At 67.6% G+C, this 18,035-nt stretch carries 14 protein-coding genes; 10 read left to right on the forward strand and 4 right to left on the reverse strand.

Going from position 1 to position 18,035, the window contains the following annotated elements; all coding sequences use genetic code 11:
• Positions 1 to 5 precede the first annotated feature (5 nt).
• The 4 genes from AC6CHP_RS10770 to AC6CHP_RS10785 all read left to right on the forward strand — a co-directional run bounded on the left by AC6CHP_RS10770 (position 6) and on the right by AC6CHP_RS10785 (position 6,642).
• On the forward strand, positions 6 to 2,420 hold the full coding sequence (locus AC6CHP_RS10770) for a zinc metalloprotease (RefSeq protein WP_498229770.1): 2,415 nt from the start codon (positions 6 to 8) through the stop codon (positions 2,418 to 2,420).
• A 79-nt stretch (positions 2,421 to 2,499) separates the two neighbouring features.
• Positions 2,500 to 5,088, forward strand: coding sequence for an AMP-binding protein (locus AC6CHP_RS10775; RefSeq protein ID WP_498229772.1), 2,589 nt, complete (start codon positions 2,500 to 2,502; stop codon positions 5,086 to 5,088).
• Between the two features lie 146 nt (positions 5,089 to 5,234).
• On the forward strand, positions 5,235 to 5,441 hold the full coding sequence (locus AC6CHP_RS10780; protein WP_104184611.1) for a hypervirulence associated TUDOR domain-containing protein: 207 nt from the start codon (positions 5,235 to 5,237) through the stop codon (positions 5,439 to 5,441).
• A gap of 4 nt (positions 5,442 to 5,445) precedes the next feature.
• Positions 5,446 to 6,642, forward strand: a complete 1,197-nt coding sequence (locus tag AC6CHP_RS10785; RefSeq protein WP_498229774.1) for an NAD(P)/FAD-dependent oxidoreductase — start codon at positions 5,446 to 5,448, stop codon at positions 6,640 to 6,642.
• A gap of 132 nt (positions 6,643 to 6,774) precedes the next feature.
• On the opposite strand, the gene AC6CHP_RS10790 is transcribed toward AC6CHP_RS10785, so the two are convergent.
• Positions 6,775 to 7,941, reverse strand: a complete 1,167-nt coding sequence (locus tag AC6CHP_RS10790; protein WP_498229776.1) for an acetate kinase — start codon at positions 7,939 to 7,941, stop codon at positions 6,775 to 6,777.
• A gap of 135 nt (positions 7,942 to 8,076) precedes the next feature.
• Here AC6CHP_RS10790 and AC6CHP_RS10795 point away from each other — a divergent pair, with 135 nt between their 5' ends.
• Complete coding sequence (locus tag AC6CHP_RS10795) at positions 8,077 to 8,388, forward strand: hypothetical protein (RefSeq protein WP_377194241.1); 312 nt, start codon at positions 8,077 to 8,079, stop codon at positions 8,386 to 8,388.
• Positions 8,389 to 8,489: 101 nt separating this feature from the next.
• On the opposite strand, the gene pta is transcribed toward AC6CHP_RS10795, so the two are convergent.
• On the reverse strand, positions 8,490 to 10,568 hold the full coding sequence (gene pta / locus AC6CHP_RS10800) for a phosphate acetyltransferase (protein WP_498229779.1): 2,079 nt from the start codon (positions 10,566 to 10,568) through the stop codon (positions 8,490 to 8,492).
• Positions 10,569 to 10,943: 375 nt separating this feature from the next.
• Here pta and AC6CHP_RS10805 point away from each other — a divergent pair, with 375 nt between their 5' ends.
• The 5 genes from AC6CHP_RS10805 (at position 10,944) to AC6CHP_RS10825 (ending at position 15,046) form a co-directional block, all read left to right on the forward strand.
• A complete protein-coding gene (locus AC6CHP_RS10805; RefSeq protein WP_498229781.1) occupies positions 10,944 to 11,477 on the forward strand; it encodes a hotdog fold thioesterase in 534 nt (177 codons plus the stop codon).
• A 7-nt stretch (positions 11,478 to 11,484) separates the two neighbouring features.
• Positions 11,485 to 12,852, forward strand: a complete 1,368-nt coding sequence (paaK, locus tag AC6CHP_RS10810) for a phenylacetate--CoA ligase PaaK (RefSeq protein ID WP_188813483.1) — start codon at positions 11,485 to 11,487, stop codon at positions 12,850 to 12,852.
• Between the two features lie 68 nt (positions 12,853 to 12,920).
• Complete coding sequence (locus AC6CHP_RS10815; RefSeq protein ID WP_498229783.1) at positions 12,921 to 13,535, forward strand: TetR/AcrR family transcriptional regulator; 615 nt, start codon at positions 12,921 to 12,923, stop codon at positions 13,533 to 13,535.
• 83 nt (positions 13,536 to 13,618) lie between these two features.
• Positions 13,619 to 14,728 (forward strand): S1C family serine protease, encoded by a 1,110-nt coding sequence (locus AC6CHP_RS10820; protein WP_498229785.1) that lies wholly within the window; start codon positions 13,619 to 13,621, stop codon positions 14,726 to 14,728.
• A gap of 12 nt (positions 14,729 to 14,740) precedes the next feature.
• Positions 14,741 to 15,046, forward strand: coding sequence for a hypothetical protein (locus tag AC6CHP_RS10825; RefSeq protein ID WP_188813488.1), 306 nt, complete (start codon positions 14,741 to 14,743; stop codon positions 15,044 to 15,046).
• A gap of 106 nt (positions 15,047 to 15,152) precedes the next feature.
• On the opposite strand, the gene AC6CHP_RS10830 is transcribed toward AC6CHP_RS10825, so the two are convergent.
• Complete coding sequence (locus tag AC6CHP_RS10830; protein WP_498229786.1) at positions 15,153 to 15,548, reverse strand: VOC family protein; 396 nt, start codon at positions 15,546 to 15,548, stop codon at positions 15,153 to 15,155.
• Positions 15,549 to 15,831: 283 nt separating this feature from the next.
• Positions 15,832 to 17,943 carry a phenylacetic acid degradation bifunctional protein PaaZ gene (paaZ, locus tag AC6CHP_RS10835; RefSeq protein ID WP_498229788.1) on the reverse strand — a complete coding sequence of 704 codons (2,112 nt, stop codon included), beginning with the start codon at positions 17,941 to 17,943 and terminating at the stop codon, positions 15,832 to 15,834.
• Positions 17,944 to 18,035 lie beyond the last annotated feature (92 nt).

Below are 18,035 nucleotides of genomic sequence, written 5' to 3' on the forward strand. Positions count from 1 at the left end.
CACAGATGACCCGAACCAGCGGCGGGCCGCGCCCCCAGGCGGGCCCGCCGTCGTTCCCTGCCCTGGAGACTGAGCCCCACCTGCGGGTTCCCCGCCTGGCCGACGGCGTCCAACTGATCGGCGAGTCCGAAGGATCAGGCTACCGAGAGCCGCCTTCCCTGGTCCGCCGCGCCGACGGGCAAACCCTCCAGCTGACACCGCTGCTCTATCTTGTGCTGGAAGCCGTGAACGGGACCCGCGGCCTATCCGAGATTGCGGAGCATGCCAGCGCCGGGTCCGGCAGGCTCATCAGCACTGACAACGTGCGCACCCTGATTGATTCGCAACTGCTGCCGCTTGGACTGCTCCGGCTGGCCGACGGGTCCCAGCCGGAAGTCAGGAAGGCGGATCCGCTGCTGGGCATGCGCTTCCGCTACACGGTGACGGATCCGGTGCGGACGGGCAAAATCACGGCCCCGTTCGCCGCACTTTTCAACCCCCTGATCGTCGCGGCTGTTACCGTGGCCTTCCTGGCGGCGTGCTGGTGGGTGCTGATGGTGAAGGGACTGGGATCAGCCACCCACGAAGCTTTTGAAAACCCCCTCTTGCTCCTGCTGATCTTCGCCATCACCATCCTGTCTGCAGGCTTCCACGAGTTCGGTCACGCCGCCGCAGCACGGAAGGGAGGCGCCATCCCCGGCGCGATGGGCGCGGGCCTCTACCTGGTCTGGCCGGCATTCTTCACAGATGTGACCGACTCCTACCGGTTGGGCCGCGGCGGCCGTCTCCGGACGGACCTCGGCGGCCTCTACTTCAACGCCATCGTTGCCGTGGCAATCATGGGACTCTGGTGGGCCACCGGCTTCGACGCACTGCTGCTGGTTGTGGTGACGCAGATCCTGCAAATGGTCCGGCAGTTGCTGCCCCTGGTCAGGTTCGACGGCTACCACATCCTGGCGGACGCCACCGGCGTGCCCGACCTTTTCCAGCGCATCAAACCCGTCCTGCTGGGCATGCTTCCATGGCGCTGGGGGCGGCCTGAAAATAAGGTCCTCAAACCATGGGCGCGCGCCGTTGTGACGCTTTGGGTCCTGGTCACCGTGCCCCTGCTGCTGTTTAGCCTGGCCATGATGGTGATTTCGCTGCCACGGCTGCTGGCCACCGCATGGAGCAGCGCCGCCCGGCAGCAGGGCCTGCTGGCAGAAAGCCTTTCGGCCGGAGACCTGGCCGGGGCCGCGGTACGCTTCCTCGCCATTGTTGCCGTGGCACTGCCCATGCTGGGCATGCTGTACATCCTGCTGCGCCTGGTTCGCCAGCTGCTTACCGCGCTCTGGCAGAAGACCCGCAGCAACGCTGTGCAACGTACCGCTACATTGACAGTGGTGGGTGCCCTCCTTGCCGGCCTCGCCTGGGCATGGTGGCCCGACGGCGCAACCTACCGGCCCGTCCAGCCCTACGAACGCGGCACCCTTGCGGATGCGACCACATCGATCCTCCCGGCCGGCGATACCGCCTTGAAAGAAGGGCGCGGCGGACGCACAGTGGCCCTCTGGCCTGCGGGCACCCCGACGCCCACGCGCGAGAATCCCCAACTGAGCATGGTGCTTGTTCCCGTTGCAGGCCCGTCCGGTACCGGGCCTGCTGCATCCACATCCGCCGCGGGCGCTTCCGCCGCGCCGTCCTGGGTGTTCCCGTTCGATCGGCCCGCCGCGCCTGAGCCGGACGGCAACCAGGCCCTTGCCATCAATACCAGCGACGGCTCAGTCACCTACAGCGTGGCATTCGCGCTTGTATGGGCTGAGGACGGCGAACCGGTGGACGCCCGGAACGAGGCCTACGCCTTTGCCAGCTGTACAGGGTGCGCGGCGGTGGCGGTCGGTTTCCAGGTGGTTCTTGTTGTGGGGCATGCGGACGTCATCGTCCCCGAGAACCTGTCAGCTGCCGCAAACTACAACTGCCTGGACTGCCTTACCTATGCGCTGGCCAGCCAGCTCGTGCTCACCCTCGACGGTCCGCTTGAAGGGGACAGCATGGCCCGACTGACAGCACTGTGGGAAGAAATTGCCGCGTACGGCAGGAACATCCACAACGTCCCGCTTTCGGAGATCCAGGCCGCCCTTGCTTCCTATAAGGAACAAATCATAGGCATCATTAGGGCCGATCCCAGTGCCTCGGCAGGTCCGGCCGCCAGCCGGCCGGCGTCGCCCAGCCCAGCCTCCGCGACCGCACCGGCGGACCCGGCTTCGGCGGCCCCCGCCACCGAGCCTCCTGCTCCTGCTCCGGCTCCGGCAGGAACCGAAGCAGCAACCGCGCCACCGGCCCCGGCCGGCGGAGCCAGCCCGGCGCCGTCGTCCACTCCAGTTCAAACTGCACAGCCGACGGCGGGCACAGGTCCCACTGCCCCTGCTGCGGAACCGCTCCCCACAACAGATCCGGGCTAGGCCAGCCGATTATTTCTCCACTCAATGGTCTATAACAGTGCTTTTTACTTAGGTGAGGCTTAGCTAATACCATCGTCGGATGACCACGCAGCTTGACTTCGCGCGGGTACCTTTCGCTGCCGATCTTTCGAGCTACGGAAACAGGCCTGCCATCATCACCGACGGACTGACCCTCACCTACGGCGAACTCGCCGACCGGGTGGACAGCTTCGCCCGAAGGCTCGGCACCGAGCGCCGCCTGATCGCGCTCGCCGCCTCCAACGACGTCGAGTCCGTTGTCGCCTATTTGGCCGCCCTCGCCTCCGGCCACCCGCTGATCCTCCTCCCGGAGGACAAGCCCGCGGCCCTTGAGTCCCTGGTGGCCGCCTACGATCCCGATGTGGTGGTGCGCTCGGCCGACGGGCAGTGCGTCTTGGACGAACGCCGCCCGGGGACCCGGCACACCCTGCATCCGGACCTTGCCCTACTCCTCAGCACCTCAGGGTCCACCGGGTCCCCCAAGCTGGTCAGGCTTTCCCACGCGAACCTCCAGGCCAACGCCGAATCCATCGCCACTTACCTGCAGATCACCCAGGACGACCGCGCCGCCACCACGCTGCCCATGTCCTACTGCTACGGGCTCTCAGTGATCAACAGCCACCTGCTGCGTGGCGCGGGCCTGGTCCTCACCGGGCTGTCCGTGGTGGATCCGTGCTTCTGGGAGCTGTTCCGGCGGGAAGGGGCCACCGCCTTCGCCGCCGTTCCCTACACCTTCGAACTGCTGGAGCGCGTGGGCTTCGCGGACATGGACCTGCCCAGCCTGCGCTACGTGACCCAGGCCGGCGGCCGGCTTGCCCCGGACTCGGTACGGCACTACGCCGAACTGGGCCGGGAGCGGGGCTGGGACCTGTTCGTCATGTATGGCCAGACGGAGGCCACCGCCCGCATGGCCTACCTGCCGCCGGACCTGGCAACCGACCATCCCGGCGCGATCGGTGTTCCCGTTCCCGGCGGAGCCTTCCGGATCGAGCCCGTCCCGGGGCTTGCCGACGGCGAACTGGTGTACAGCGGCCCAAACGTGATGCTGGGCTATGCAGAGAGCCCGGGCGACCTGGCGCTGGGCCGCACGGTCACCGAACTGCGCACGGGCGACCTCGCCCGGAAGAACAGTGCCGGACTCTACGAGGTGCGCGGGCGCCGCAGCCGGTTCGTCAAGATCGTTGGGCTGCGGGTGGACCTGGGCCAGGTGGAACGCCTCCTCGCCGACCTCGGCGTGGACGCGGCCAGCGCCGGGACGGACCAGCGGCTCGTCGTCGCCGTCGAAGGGGACCACGACACCCACCTGCTCACCAAGGTCCTGGCCCAGGGGCTGGGACTGCCGCGGGCCGCCGTCGACCTCCATGCCGTGGAGGAGCTCCCCCGCCTGGGCACGGGGAAAGTGGACTATCCGGCCGTGGCGGCACTGTCCTCCCGCCCGGCCACAGCCGCTGAGCCCATGGCGGACGCTTCCGGTGCCGCAACAACGCAGGCCACCGCCGCCCAGCCGGACACGGTCAGGCGGATCTTCGAGGACACGCTGGAACTGACGGACATTTCCGACGACGACACGTTTGTTTCGCTCGGCGGCGACTCCCTCTCCTTCGTGGCCGCCTCAGTCCGGCTCGAGCAGGTTCTGGGGCATCTGCCGCCGGACTGGCACGTGACGCCGGTCCGGAACCTCAAACCGCGGCCGGACAGGAACAAGAACGGGCACCCGGATCGGCTTACGGACGGGCGCCAGGCCGAAAAGCCGGCCCGCCCGTGGACCGCCCGCCTCCTGGCCCCGATGGACACCAGCCTCGTCCTCCGCGCCGTCGGGATCTTCCTGATTGCCAGCACCCACATCGGCCTCTTCAGCTGGCAGGGCATGGCACACGTATTGTTCGCGGCGGCGGGATTCAACTTTGCCCGTTTCCAGCTGTCCGGGGAGAGGCTGCCCCGCCTGCGGCGCCAGCTCACCAGCGTGGCGCGAATCGCGGTGCCCAGCATGGTGTTCATTGCCTTCGCCTACCTGGTCACGGACCGGTACGGCCTGGTGAACATCGTGCTGCTGAACGCCGTCCTCGGCCCCGAGCAGGTGACCACGCAGTGGCACTTCTGGTTCATCGAGGTGATGGTCTACATCCTGCTGGCGATGACGGCCCTGCTCGCCCTCCCCTGGCTCCACCGGGCCGAACGCCGGTTCCCGTTCGTCTTTCCCCTGGTCCTGTTCGGCGGCGGACTGCTCACCCGCTTTGAGCTGGTGGAGCCCGGCGTGCCCCATACCGTCCCTGCCTTCTGGCTGTTCGCCCTGGGGTGGGCGGTGGCCCGCTCCCGCACCCTCGCCCAGCGCTGCACCGTCACCGCGCTGACGCTCCTCACCGTCCCGGGATTCTTCGAGAACCCCTACCGGGACCTCACCGTGATGGCCGGAATCCTCATGCTCGCCTGGCTGCCCACCCTCCCGGTGCCGCGCAGCATGAGCCGGCTGGTAGTCCTGCTGGCCAGCGCCTCCATGCACATCTACCTGGTCCATTGGCTGGCCTACCCCCTGCTGACCGGCATCAGCGTGCCCCTGGCGGTGGCCGGCTCACTGGCCGCGGGGGTGGCCTACTGGGCCCTGTGCAACAGGACGGCCGGGGCAGCAACCCGCTACCTGGCACGGCGGTGAGGTGACGACGGCGGCCGCCTCCCGCCGTCGTCACCTCACCTTCATGCGGCGGCAGTACCCGGAGAAGCTAACCGTGCTTACTATTGTGGAGCACCCGTATTCCAGCCGGAGACCGCTACGGCCCGGACCCCACCAAAGGAGCAGGCATGCCGCTACGCAAGGGAACGTCCGTCGAATGGAACACGTCGCAGGGCATGACCCACGGAAAGATCGTTGAGAAGAAGACTAGCGACTTTGAGCTGGACGGACACACGCACCGGGCCAGTGAGGACGAACCGCAGTACGTGGTGGAATCCGCCAAGACCGGCGCCCGGGCCGCGCACAAGGCTTCTGCCCTGACCGAAAAGAAGTAGCACGGTGGCCACGCAGCATGAAGTGGTGATCATCGGCGGGGGCAACGCCGGCGTTTCCCTGGCGGCCCGCCTGGAACGCTACGGGGTCAAGGACGTGGCCGTCGTCGAGCCCAAGGACCACCACCTCTACCAGCCGCTGTTCTCCCACATTGCCGGCGGCCGGGCCCAGGCCCAGGAGGCCGTCCGCTCCCAGGAGTCGGTGATGCCCCAAGGCGTGACCTGGATCCGTGACGGCGCCGTCGGCGTGGACACGGACACCAACACCGTCAGCCTGGCCTCGGGCTCCTCGGTGTCCTACGGGCAGCTGGTGGTGTGCCCCGGCCTGCAGTACGACTGGGACGAGGTGCCGGGCCTTGCCGAGGCCGTGCATTCGCTGCACGGGGCGTCGCATTACGAGTTTGAGCTGGCGCCAAAGGCCTGGACCCTGCTGAGCGGGCTCACGTCCGGGACCGCCGTCTTCACCATGCCCGCCGGCCCCATCAAATGCGGCGGCGCCAGCCAGAAGCCCATGTACCTTGCCTGCGACTACTGGCGTGAACAGGGCGTGCTGGACCAGATCCGCGTGGTGATGGTCCAGCCCTATCCCACCGTTTTCGGGGTGCCCGAGATCGACCGGGAACTGGACCGCAAGATCGCGGAGTACGGCATTGAACTGCGGACCAACAGCGAACTGGTTTCCGTGGACGCGGCCGGCCGGAATGCCGTCATCCGGGACATCTCCACCGCGGCAGAGGACACCATCCACTACGACGTGCTGAACGCTGTTCCGCCGCAGTCGGCGCCGGACTGGCTCAAGGCCACGGACCTTCCGGCGGCAGGCGATGCTGGCGGGTTCGTGGAGGTGGACCGCCAGACGCTGCGGCACATCAGGTTTCCGAACGTATGGTCCCTGGGGGACGCGGCCGGAACCACCAACTCGAAATCCGGCGGCGCCCTCCGGAAGCAGACCAAGGTTCTGGCCAAGAACCTGGTGGCGGCGCGGAAGGGGAAGCCGCTTCCCGCAAAGTACAACGGGTACTCGGTGTGCCCCTTCACGGTGTCGCGGGACACGGTGGTGTTCGCCGAGTTCGACGACCGCTACCGGCCCATGCCCACCATTCCCCGGGTGCCTACCTGGAACGAGAGCAGGCTGTCCTGGGTGGTGGACCGGGGCATCTTCCCGCAGGTCTACTGGAACCTGATCCTCAAGGGCCGGGCGTAGGTGAGAGAGCGTCGCGCGAAAACCGCCCTTAAGTGAGAGAGCGTCCCGGGAAAACCGCCCTCAAGTGAGAGAGCGTCCCGGGAACCCCATCGAGTGCACCAATAATGCCGTTTTGGGCGCCGAAAACGGCACTTACAAAGCAACCGATGGGGAGACGACGGCGGCCGTCGCCTCCGCGATGGCGCGTTCCTCGTCGGTGGGAACCACCAGAACGGGGATGGCGGACCCGGACGTGGAGATGACGCGCGGTTCCTTGGACCGCTCGGCGTTCAGGCCGGCGTCGAGCTCTACGCCCAGGGCACCCAGCCGGTCCGCCACCAGCGCACGGAACTGGTGGGAGTTCTCGCCGATGCCGGCCGTGAACACCAGGGCCTTCGCCCCGCCCACGGCCACGTGGTACCCGCCGATGTACTTGGCCAGCCGGTAGGACGCGACCGCGAGCGCCGTGGCAGCCTTGGCATCGCCGGACTCAAAGGCCTCCACCACCGAGCGCATGTCATTGTTGCCGGCCAGGCCCTTCAGCCCGGATTCGCGGTTGAGCATGGTGTCCAGGTCCTCCGGGGTCCAGCCAGCCCGGCCCAAAAACACCAGGATGGACGGGTCCAGGTCGCCCGAGCGGGTCCCCATCACCAGGCCCTCGAGCGGTGTGAAGCCCATGGAGGTGTCCACGGAGTTGCCGCCGCGGATGGCCGTGACGGAGGCGCCGTTGCCCAGGTGGGCGATGACGCCGTCGAACTCCTCAACGGGCAGGTCCAGCAGCGCGGCGGCGCGGCGGGTCACATACTCGTGCGAGGTGCCGTGGAAGCCGTAGCGGCGGATGCCGTGGTTGGTGTAGAGCTCGTCCGGCACGGCGTAGCGCCAGGCGTGCTCGGGCAGCGTGCGGTGGAACGCGGTGTCGAACACGGCAACCTGGGGCATGTCCGGCCACTTCCTGGTGATGGCCCGGATCCCCAGGACGTTGGCGGGGTTGTGCAGCGGCGCCAGCGGGTTCAGGCGCTCGATGGCGCGGGTGATCTCGTTATCGATCAGCACGGGCTCCGCGAAGCGCTCCCCGCCGTGCACCACCCGGTGGCCCACCGCGGCCAGCTCCAGGCCGCCAAGTTCCTGGTGGATGGCGGCATCCACCTGCTCCAGCGCCTCGGCGTGGTCCCGCGGGCCCTCGATTTCGCCGTCCCCGTCACCACCGTTGCCCATGCCGATCTTCTCGATCAGCCCCTCGGTCAGGACGGTCCCGGCGGCGACGTCGCGCACCTGGTACTTGAGCGAGGACGAGCCGGAGTTGATGACGAGCACGAGCATGTGGGGCCTCCTGAGCCTTGCTTCTGCGGTTCAAACCCCACTATAGGCGGGCCGGGGCACGGGTTTCTTGCGGACAGGCGAGGCGGGGGCCTAGAGTCGGCACACAAGCTGGACCACGCCCGAGAGGACACTTCCATGACGAACGAGCCGAATTCGATCGACGAGAACGACCCCACCAACACGGGATCCAGCAGCACCGCGCCCCTGCATCCGCAGGCGGATTCGGATACCGGTTCCGGTTCCGGTTCCGGGAAGAAGGACCCCACTGTGGTGGAAGGCGCCAACCCTGCCCTGGACGACACCGGCGCCGTGAAAGCTGAGGAAACCGGCGAGGCACCCGAAGCCCCGGAGAACACCGAGGACCTGGACCTCACCCCGCAGGGACTGTCCGATGAGCCTGCCAAGCAGGAGGACCCGGCCAGCATGGCGAAGCCGGACAACAGCTGACGCAGCGTTAAGCACCTGAATACAAAGGGCGACGGCGGCACCCACGGAGGGTGCCGCCGTCGCCCTTTGTGCTGGCTTGTTTGGGCCCTGGGACGCTGGCCCTAGGAAGCGGGGGCCTGTGCCTGGATGGCCGTGATGGCCACGGTGTTGACGATGTCCTCCACGGTGCAGCCGCGGGAGAGGTCGTTGACCGGCTTCCGCAGCCCCTGCAGGACGGGCCCGACGGCCACGGCACCGGAGCTCTGCTGCACCGCCTTGTACGTGTTGTTGCCGGTGTTGAGGTCCGGGAAGATGAACACCGTGGCCTGCCCGGCAACGGACGAGCCCGGCATCTTGGACTCCGCGATGGAGGCGTCCACGGCGGCGTCGTACTGGATGGGCCCCTCGACGGCGAGGTCCGGGCGGCGCTGGCGGACCAGCTCGGTGGCCTGCCGCACCTCGTCCACCGCTTCACCCGAGCCGGAACCGCCGGTGGAGTAGGAGAGCATGGCCACCCGCGGCTCCACCCCGAACTGCGCCGCGGTTTCCGCCGACGCCAGTGCGATGTCCGCCAGCTGCTCCACGTTCGGGTCCGGGTTCACGGCGCAGTCGCCGTACACCAGCACCCGGTCCGGCATCAGCATCAGGAACACGGAGGACACGATCTTGACGCCCTCGCGCGTCTTCACGAACTCCAGGGCGGGCCGGATGGTGTGGGCGGTGGTGTGGGCCGCCCCGGACACCATGCCGTCCACCACGCCGAGCTGGACCATCATGGTGCCGAAGTAGCTGACGTCCTGCATGATCTCCAGCGCCTTCGCCAGGTCCACGCCCTTGTGCGCCCGCAGTTCCGCGTACTTTTCGGCGAACTTCTGGCGCAGGTCGGAGGTGGCCGGGTCAACGATGTTGATGCCGGACAGGTCGATGCCGCGGGCGGCCGCCAGTTCGCGGACCTCCGATTCGGGGCCGAGCACGGTGAGGTCGCAGACGTCACGGCGGTGCAGGATCTCGGCTGCCCGGAGGATCCGCACGTCGGTCCCTTCCGGCAGCACCACATGCCGGCGCTGCGACCTGGCACGTTCGATGAGGTCATGCAGGAAGCGCAGCGGGGTCATCCGCTCCGCCCGGGGCAGGTGGAGGCGCTCCATCAGTTCGGTCTCGTCCACCCGGCGGGACCAGAGGCCCAGGGCGGACGCGACCTTGCGGCGGTGTCCGGACCAGATCTCGCTGCGGACCTCGGAAACCCGGCGGGCCGTGGTGTAGGTGTCCTCCGTGGCGGCAAACACGGGGAACGGGGCCTGCGCCAGGAGCGGGTAGATGTTGGCGTCCGGTGCGAGACCGCCGGTGAGGATGAGCGCGGAGGCCACCGGGAACTCCGGCGAGAAGGACGCCGCCAGGCACGCCACCATCACATCGGCCCGGTCGCCGGGGACGATCACCAGGGCGCCCTCGTCCAGCACGTTCAGGAAGTTGCCCACGTTCATGGCGGCCACCTTGATGTCCTTGACGTCGCGTTCCATGTCCGGCCGCCCGGCGATCTGGCGGACGCCCAGCGCCACGGCAACCTCGCCGGTGGTGGGCCGTGCGATCGCCTCCAGCTCGGGCAGGATGTACACGGGCCGCTTGGAGGCGCCGGGCTTCACGGCGGCGGCGATTGCGTCCAGGTCCGCCGGATCCGCCCGGTTCACCATGATGGCCAGCAGGGAGCACCTTTCAGCGGCGAGTTCCTTCCGGGCAACCTCGACGGCGGACGCAGCCTCGGCGACGGTCCGCCCCTTGGCGCCCACCACCGCCACGATGGGGGCGGCCAGGTTGTTGGCCAGGCGGGCATTGAGGTCGAATTCGACGGCGGAGTCCTGGCCCACCAGGTCCGTTCCCTCCACGATCACCACATCGCAGTGCCGCGAGATATCGGCGAAGATCTCCACGCAGCGGGCGTCGATCTCGGCCCGGTTTCCCTCGGCCAGCAGGGACCGGACTTCCTCATGGGTGAGGCCTCCCCGGCAGCGCTCGTCCTCCAGCGCGAAACGGGACTTCATCAGCGCGACCATCGGATCGGCCGCGGCGTCCGGGCCATGGACCACGGGCTTGAAGAAGCCGATCCTGTCCGCATGCCGGTGGAGGGTGTCCGCCAGACCCAGGGCCACAAGTGACTTGCCCGATCCGGGGGTGGTTGCGCTGACGTAGATGCCTTTGGCCATGGTCCGCCCTTTGCTGTGCTGGTGCCGGTTACTCCATCCTTGCACTTCGGCACGGGCTTTCGGCAGCGTGGGAGTCTGCCGGGCCTGTGGTGATGGGCACGGGATGTTGTGGCGGCGGGCACGGGGGCGGTGGGACCGCGCATCAGGCGGGCCGGCGGCGGCCGGTGCGTGCCGCCGTCGTACGTTCCAGCCCGGTTGCTTCTCCGCACCCTGGCCGGCGCGCCGGGCACGACAGCGTGTCCCTGCTCCGGCGCACGATCCCGCCGGAGCAAGTGGGCAGGAACGGCCGGCCGTGGACGCCCGGCCCTTGACACCGGACCCCTCCATGGGATTACCTAATGAACATTCGGTAAATAAAGCTGGAGGCAATGACGCATGGCTGAAACCACCCTTTCCGGGCCGACACACCAGATCCTGGAGAACGACTATGCCTCCGAGTGGATGGGCATCGAAGTCCTCGCCATCAGCGACGGCCACGCAACCATCCGGATGACCCTCCGGCAGGAAATGCTCAACGGCTTCGGCATGGCCCACGGCGGAATGATCTTCGCTTTCGGGGACACCGCGTTCGCCCTCGCCTGCAACCCCGCCGTCCAGGCACCCGGCGAGGAAAACAGCATCACCGTGGCCTCCGGCGTCGACATCAATTTCCTCAAGCCGGCGTTCCGCGGCCAGGTGCTGACCGCAGTGGCGGACCGCCGCTCCAGCGCCGGACGCAGCGGCCTGTACGACATCCAGATATTCGCCACGGATGCTGCACCCTCCCCAACAGGCCAGCCCGCACAGGCCCTGCCAGGCCCAGTCCAGCCCAATTCAGTCCAGCCCAGTTCAGCCCAGCCCAGTTCAGCCCAGCCCGGCGAGCTCATTGCCGAGTTCCGCGGACGCAGCCGCACCATCCCCAAGAAGTAGGAAAATCATGACCCTGCATGCCCCCGAAACCCCCGCCGCTGCCGCAGCAACGGCCGCAGGCACTAACGTCATCCTGGACCGCGAGGAGACCATGTCCCGCGACGAGCTCGAGGCCCTGCAACTCAGCCGCCTGCAGCACACCGTGGCCTACGCCTACGAGCGCGTACCCCTGTACAAGCGCAAGTTCGATGACGCCGGCATCCACCCGAACGACCTCCGGGAACTCAGCGACCTGGGCAACTTCCCCTTCACTACCAAGGACGATCTCCGCGAGGAATACCCGTTCGGCATGTTCGCCGTCCCGCAGCATGAAGTAGCCCGCGTCCACGCCAGCTCGGGCACCACGGGCAGGCCCACGGTGGTCGGGTACACCAAGAAGGACCTGGCGGACTGGGCAAAACTCGTGGCCCGCAGCTTCCGCGCCTCCGGCATCCGCCCGGGCATGAAGGTCCACAACGCCTACGGGTATGGCCTGTTCACCGGCGGCCTGGGCGCGCACGCCGGCGCGGAAGCCCTCGGCTGCACCGTCATCCCCATCTCCGGCGGGCAGACCGAACGCCAGATCCAGCTGATCCAGGACTTCAAGCCGGACGCCATCCTGGCCACCCCCACGTACCTGCTCACCATCGCGGACGCCATGGCGCACATGGGCATCGACCCCGCCTCCACCTCGCTGAAGTACGCGGTGCTGGGCGCCGAGCCGTGGACCGAGGAAATGCGGCACGAGCTGGAGGTCACCATGAACCTCAAGGCCTGCGACATCTACGGGCTCTCCGAGGTGATGGGACCCGGCGTGGCCGGCGAAGCCGTGGAAACCCAGGACGGCAGCCACATCTGGGAGGACCACTTCCGCCCAGAAATCATCGACGCCTTCAACCCGGTGGTGGGCAAGGAAAACGTTCTGCGCGACGGCGAGCACGGCGAACTGGTGTTCACGTCCCTCACCAAGGAAGCGCTGCCCATCATCCGGTACCGCACCAAGGACCTCACCCGCCTGCTCCCCGGCACCGCCCGCCCCGCGCACCGCCGGATGGGACGCATCACCGGCCGCAGCGACGACATGATCATCCTCCGGGGCGTGAATGTGTTCCCGTCCCAGATCGAGGAGATTGCGCTCCGCATCCCCGAGCTCAGCCCGCACTTCCAGCTGGAGCTCACCCGCCCCGAGGGCCAGCGGATGGACCAGATGACGGTGAAGATCGAGCGCCGGGAGACCGTCACCATCGAGCAGGTTTCGACGGCGGCGCGCACCTTGAAGGAGCAGATCAAGATCCACGTGGGTTCTTCCTGCACAGTCGACGTGGTGGACCCCGGCTCCCTGGAGCGGTCCAACGGCAAGCTGCGGCGCATCTACGACATGCGCCCCAAGGCGTAGGCCATCCAGCGGTGGCGCAGGCTCCGGGCTGCGCCACCCGACCGACCGTTCATGAGAAACTAGCCACTATGCCCAGCACTGATACAGCCAGCACAGCCAAGCGCGGCCGCCCCGGATACGACCAGCAGTCGGTGCTGCGCATCGCCGTCGACGTTTTCAACCGGCACGGCTACGACGCAACGTCCATGGGCATACTTGCGGACAACCTGGGCATCTCCAAGTCCGCCATCTACCACCACGTGCCGTCCAAGGGCGACCTCCTGAAGCTGGCCCTGGAGCACGCCCTCGGCGGCCTCGAGGCCATCCTGGAAGAACCCGCAGCCACGTCCGGCGCGGCCGATGCCCGCCTTGAGTTCGTGCTCCGGCAGACCGTGGCCGTCCTGGTGGAGCGGCTGCCGTTCGTTACGCTGCTCCTGCGGCTGCGCGGGAACACGGAAATTGAGCGGGACGCCCTGGAGCGCCGCCGCGCCTTCGACCACAAGGTGGCTGGGTTGATCTCCGCAGCCCGCGACGAAGGCTCCCTGCGCCAGGACATCGATCCGCGGACCGTCACCAGGCTGCTGTTCGGCATGATCAACTCGATCGTGGAATGGTACAAGCCGGGCGGGCCCCTCTCCCCCGAACGGCTTGCCGACGACGTGATCACCATGGCGTTCGACGGGCTGCACTCCACCCAGCACTAAGGCAGATACTAAGGGTGCTTGGTATTTCCTCCGATCCCCGGCTACGGTGGTAGAAACCAGCCAGGACCCGGAGGAGGCCGTCCATGAATACCGTCACCCGCCGGGAGCTGCCGCATCCGGACCGCTTCCGGACCGCCGCGGGAGCTGCACTGCTCACGGCATCCCTGGCCCTCACCGCCTGCACCGGCTCCATGCCTCCCCCGGAACCCAGCGGCTCCTCCAGCCCCGGGTCCGCGTCAACCGCTACGCCCAACAGCACATCGGCGCCGGCCCCCGCGCCGGCTGCGGAGGGCGATATCCCCCAGCTGGTGGAGAACCTCGCCCCGTCCGTGGTCACCATCTTCACGGACGGCGGCCTGGGCAGCGGCGTGGTCTACTCCGAGGACGGCCTGATCCTCACGAACGAGCACGTGGTCCGGGGCAACACCCGCGTTGAGGTGGCCTTTGCTGACGGCCAGCGGGTGGAGGGAACCGTCAGGGCCACGGACCCCGTAACGGACCTCGCGCTGGTCCAGGCCAACCGCACCGGCCTGCCCAAACCCGTCTACCAGACCAACCTCCCGCGCGTGGGCGAGGGTGCCGTGGTGCTCGGCTCGCCGCTCGGCTTCGAGAACACAGCCACCGCCGGGATCATCTCCGGGCTGCACCGGTCCATTCCCGGCTCCGCCTCCAACAGCCTCTCCCTGGTGGACCTGATCCAGACCGATGCCCCCATCAGCCCAGGCAACTCCGGCGGGGCGGTCATCAACATGCGCGGCGAAATCATCGGCATCAGCGAGGCCTACATTCCCCCGTCGGCCGGTGCCGTGGCCCTCGGATTCGCGATCCCCGCCGCCACCGCCGTGGAGGTCGCCGAGGAACTGCTGGCGGACGGCACTGCCGAGCACGCCTACCTGGGCCTCACGCCGGGGGAACTGACCCCGCAGATCGCCGGCCAGCTGGGCATCAACGCTCGCACCGGCGTTGTGGTCCTGGCAGTGGACGACGACGGCCCGGCCGCACGCGCCGGCATCCGCCCGGGTGACGTCCTGGAGTCCCTGGAGGGCGCTGACCTCACCGCTCCGGAGAAGCTCCTGGCGGAACTCCGGAACCGCAACCCCGGCGATACCGTAGGCTTCAAGGTCAAGCGGCAGGACCAGAGCCTTGACCTCAAGGCGGACCTCATCGCGCGGCCCACAAGTAACACCCGATAGGAAGGTAAGAAAATGAGCCACCCCAAAGACGAAGCAGACGCCGGATACATCATTCCGGACCCCTCAAAGATCCGTGAGGACGTCCCCGGCGACGCCGGCGATGAGGCCAACGTGATCCGCTTCAGCGAAGAGCAGGCACTGATCGAGGAACAGTCCCACGGCATCCGCCCGGACACCTACAGCGTTCCCTCCGGCGGCCCCACCATGGCTGAGGCCCGGGGCAACATGGACCTCTCGGACCAGAGCGAAAGCGGGCACGGCACCGGCCGTGAGGATGACAGCAGCGACGACAGCCTCCACGGCGGCGCCGAGTCCTGATTTCACGGCAGCCGGCACGGCCGGCTGCTAACACAGCAGGCGGCCAGCACGGCGAAGGGGCGTCCCGGTATTCCGGGGCGCCCCTTCGTGTTTCACCGGTGTGTGGTTAGAGTTCGTACTCGGCCTGGACGCCGAGCTTTTCGTGGACACACAGGATGTTGTGCTCGCTGTCCATGAACCACGCGCACTTCTCCGAGTCGGTGGTGCAGATGTGGTTCTCTGTCTTCAGGTTGGGCAGGTCGTAGTCCTGGAACGCGACACCCCTGGCTTCCATGTCGCGGACCGTTTTTTCGATATCCGTGACCTCGAAGCTCAGTGCGGTGTGCTCCGAGTGCTTTCCGTCCGAGACCGGCATCAACTGCAGCATGGGGCCGCCGTCGCTGCCGAGCAATTCGCTTCCGTCGCCTGTCATGCCGCGGTGCGGGAGTCCGAGCTTTTCGGTATAGAACCTTCGGGCGCGCGCTGCATCATCGACTGGCAGGACGGTTGTGGCTGTGTTCATTCTTAGGTTCATGTGGCCACCTCCTACGGGCAGAATTTTACGCTTCCGCCCGCCAAAAAGAACCGGCCGCCCCCACCGTCCGGTTCAGCCAAACGCTCTCTCACTTGATGCAGGAAATCCCCAAACGCTCTATCACTTGATGCGGATTAATCGCCAACGCTCTATCACCCACCAGGGGCAGTGATAGAGCGTTGGCGAAAAACCGGTATTAAGTGAGAGAGCGTCGCAGAAAAACGGGCGTTAAGTGAGAGAGCGTGCCGGGGGGGGCTACTTGGTTGCGGGGCTACTTGGCTACGAGGGTGAGGACGTCGTAGGTGGCCACGATCTCGTCGTTCTGGTTGGTGAGCACCGCGTCCCAGGCCACCTCGCCGTACTCATCGGTTTCGCGCGGGGTGATCTTCTTGGCGGTGAGCGTCACCCGGATGGAGTCGCCCGCCGCCACGGGAGTGATGAACCGCAGGTTTTCCAGCCCGTAGTTGGCCAGCACCGGCCCCGGCGCCGGCTCCACGAACAGCCCGGCACCCCAGGCCAGCAGGAGGTAGCCGTGCGCCACGATGCCCGGGAAGAACGGGTTGGCTTCCGCCGCCTCATGGTTGGTGTGGGCGTAGAACGTGTCGCCGGTGGAGTTGGCGAAGGCGGTGATGTCCTCCAGGGTGACCTGGCGCAGGTCGGACCGGACGGCGTCGCCAATCCTCAGGGTCTCCAGCGACTTCCGGAACGGGTGGGTACCCTCCGTCTCGACGGTGAAGTTGCGGTCCGCACCCGCATGCCACACACCCGTGACGGCGGTGAGCATGTTCGGTGAACCCTGGATGGCGGTGCGCTGCATGTGGTGCATGACCGACCGGATGCCGCCCAGTTCCTCACCGCCGCCAGCGCGTCCGGGCCCGCCGTGGACCAGGTGCGGCACGGGCGAACCGTGCCCGGTGGAGCTGCGGGCGTCCTCGCGGTTGAGCATCAGCACACGGCCGTGGTGCGCGGCGATGCCGGTGACCAGTTCCCGGGCCACCGCGGGATCGTTGGTGCAGACCGAGGCCACCAGGGAGCCGCCGCCGCGGGCGGCGAGGCGGACGGCGTCGGCAACGTCCTTGTACCCGATCACCGAGGACACGGGACCGAACGCCTCCAGGGAATGGACTTCCTCCGCCTCGGGGTCCTGCCAGTTCAGCAGGACGGGCGCCATGAACGCGCCGCCGTCCACCACGCCCGTGGATCCATCCGCGGACGTGACCGACGGCGAATCGAGCGTCCCGTAGGCCAGCTCACCGCCGTTGTCCAGCATCGTCTGGACGGCTGCCCGGACATCCTTGAGCTGCTCCACCGAGGCGAGCGCGCCCATGGTGACGCCGTCCGCGCGGGGGTCACCGAGGACAACGCGCTCGGAGATCCGCTTGCCAATGGCGGCAGAGACAGCCGGAACCATCTCCTGCGGCACGATGGCCCGGCGGATGGCCGTGCACTTCTGCCCTGCCTTCGCCGTCATCTCCGTGACCACGGACTTCACGAACGCGTCGAATTCCGGGGTTCCCTCCACGGCATCCGGCCCGAGGATGGCGGCGTTGAGGGAGTCGGTCTCGGACGTGAACCGGACCCCGCCCTGCACCACGTTGGGGTGCGACTTCAGGGACAGGGCCGTGGATGCGGAGCCAGTGAAGGCCACCAGGTCGCGGTAGTCCAGGACATCCAGCAGGCCGCGGACGGAGCCGGAAATGAGCTGCAGCGAGCCCTTGGGGAGGATGTTCGATTCGACGATGGCCTTGACCACCGCCGCGGCCACGTACCCGGTGGGAGTGGCGGGCTTGACGATGGTGGGGACGCCGGCGAGGAAGGCCGGGGCGAACTTCTCCAGCATGCCCCAGACGGGGAAGTTGAAGGCGTTGATCTGCACGGCCACGCCGGGGATGCGGGTGTAGATATGTTCACCGGCGAAGGAACCGTCCTTGGACAGCACCTCCATGGGCCCGTCCACCACCACCTGGGAGTTGGGCAGCTCGCGGCGGCCCTTGGACCCGAACGTGAACAGGACACCGATGCCGCCGTCGATGTCGATCATCGAGTCCACCTTGGTGGCGCCGGTCTGGGCGGAGAAGGCGTAGAAGTGCTCGCGCCGGGCATTGAGGTACTGCGCCAGCTCCTTGAGCTTGAGGGCGCGCTGGTGGAAAGTGAACTGGCCGAGTTCCTCCTGGCCGGTGGTGCGGCCATAGTCAACGACGGCGGCCAAGTCCAGCCCCTCGGTGCTCACCTTGGCCAGGACCTCCCCCGTGCTCGCGTCCCGGACCGGCGTTGCGGAAGCTGCCGCTCCGGCGTCGGGCGTCCACCACGAATCCATGATGAAGCTGGGCACTGTCTCCACGGTGTCGACCGTGGCCTGGGGAGCTGTGGCTGTGGTGGTCATCGTTGACGGGTCCTTCCAACAAAGGGGCAGGCAAACAGGACGAGTCATTACTGACCGTCCGTTCGGTAATATATTCACCATACATGAAGTGC

This window comes from Pseudarthrobacter sp. GQ63 (genome assembly GCF_059758765.1).

Coding starts and splice junctions, on each gene's coding strand:
- AC6CHP_RS10770 (WP_498229770.1), top strand. CDS start 6: ATGACCCGAACCAGCGGCGGGCCGCGCCCCCAGGCGGGCCCGCCGTCG.
- AC6CHP_RS10830 (WP_498229786.1), bottom strand. CDS start 15,548: ATGAACACAGCCACAACCGTCCTGCCAGTCGATGATGCAGCGCGCGCC.
- AC6CHP_RS10815 (WP_498229783.1), top strand. CDS start 12,921: ATGCCCAGCACTGATACAGCCAGCACAGCCAAGCGCGGCCGCCCCGGA.
- AC6CHP_RS10805 (WP_498229781.1), top strand. CDS start 10,944: ATGGCTGAAACCACCCTTTCCGGGCCGACACACCAGATCCTGGAGAAC.
- AC6CHP_RS10780 (WP_104184611.1), top strand. CDS start 5,235: ATGCCGCTACGCAAGGGAACGTCCGTCGAATGGAACACGTCGCAGGGC.
- AC6CHP_RS10775 (WP_498229772.1), top strand. CDS start 2,500: ATGACCACGCAGCTTGACTTCGCGCGGGTACCTTTCGCTGCCGATCTT.
- AC6CHP_RS10820 (WP_498229785.1), top strand. CDS start 13,619: ATGAATACCGTCACCCGCCGGGAGCTGCCGCATCCGGACCGCTTCCGG.
- AC6CHP_RS10795 (WP_377194241.1), top strand. CDS start 8,077: ATGACGAACGAGCCGAATTCGATCGACGAGAACGACCCCACCAACACG.
- pta (WP_498229779.1), bottom strand. CDS start 10,568: ATGGCCAAAGGCATCTACGTCAGCGCAACCACCCCCGGATCGGGCAAG.
- paaK (WP_188813483.1), top strand. CDS start 11,485: ATGACCCTGCATGCCCCCGAAACCCCCGCCGCTGCCGCAGCAACGGCC.
- AC6CHP_RS10790 (WP_498229776.1), bottom strand. CDS start 7,941: ATGCTCGTGCTCGTCATCAACTCCGGCTCGTCCTCGCTCAAGTACCAG.
- paaZ (WP_498229788.1), bottom strand. CDS start 17,943: ATGACCACCACAGCCACAGCTCCCCAGGCCACGGTCGACACCGTGGAG.
- AC6CHP_RS10825 (WP_188813488.1), top strand. CDS start 14,741: ATGAGCCACCCCAAAGACGAAGCAGACGCCGGATACATCATTCCGGAC.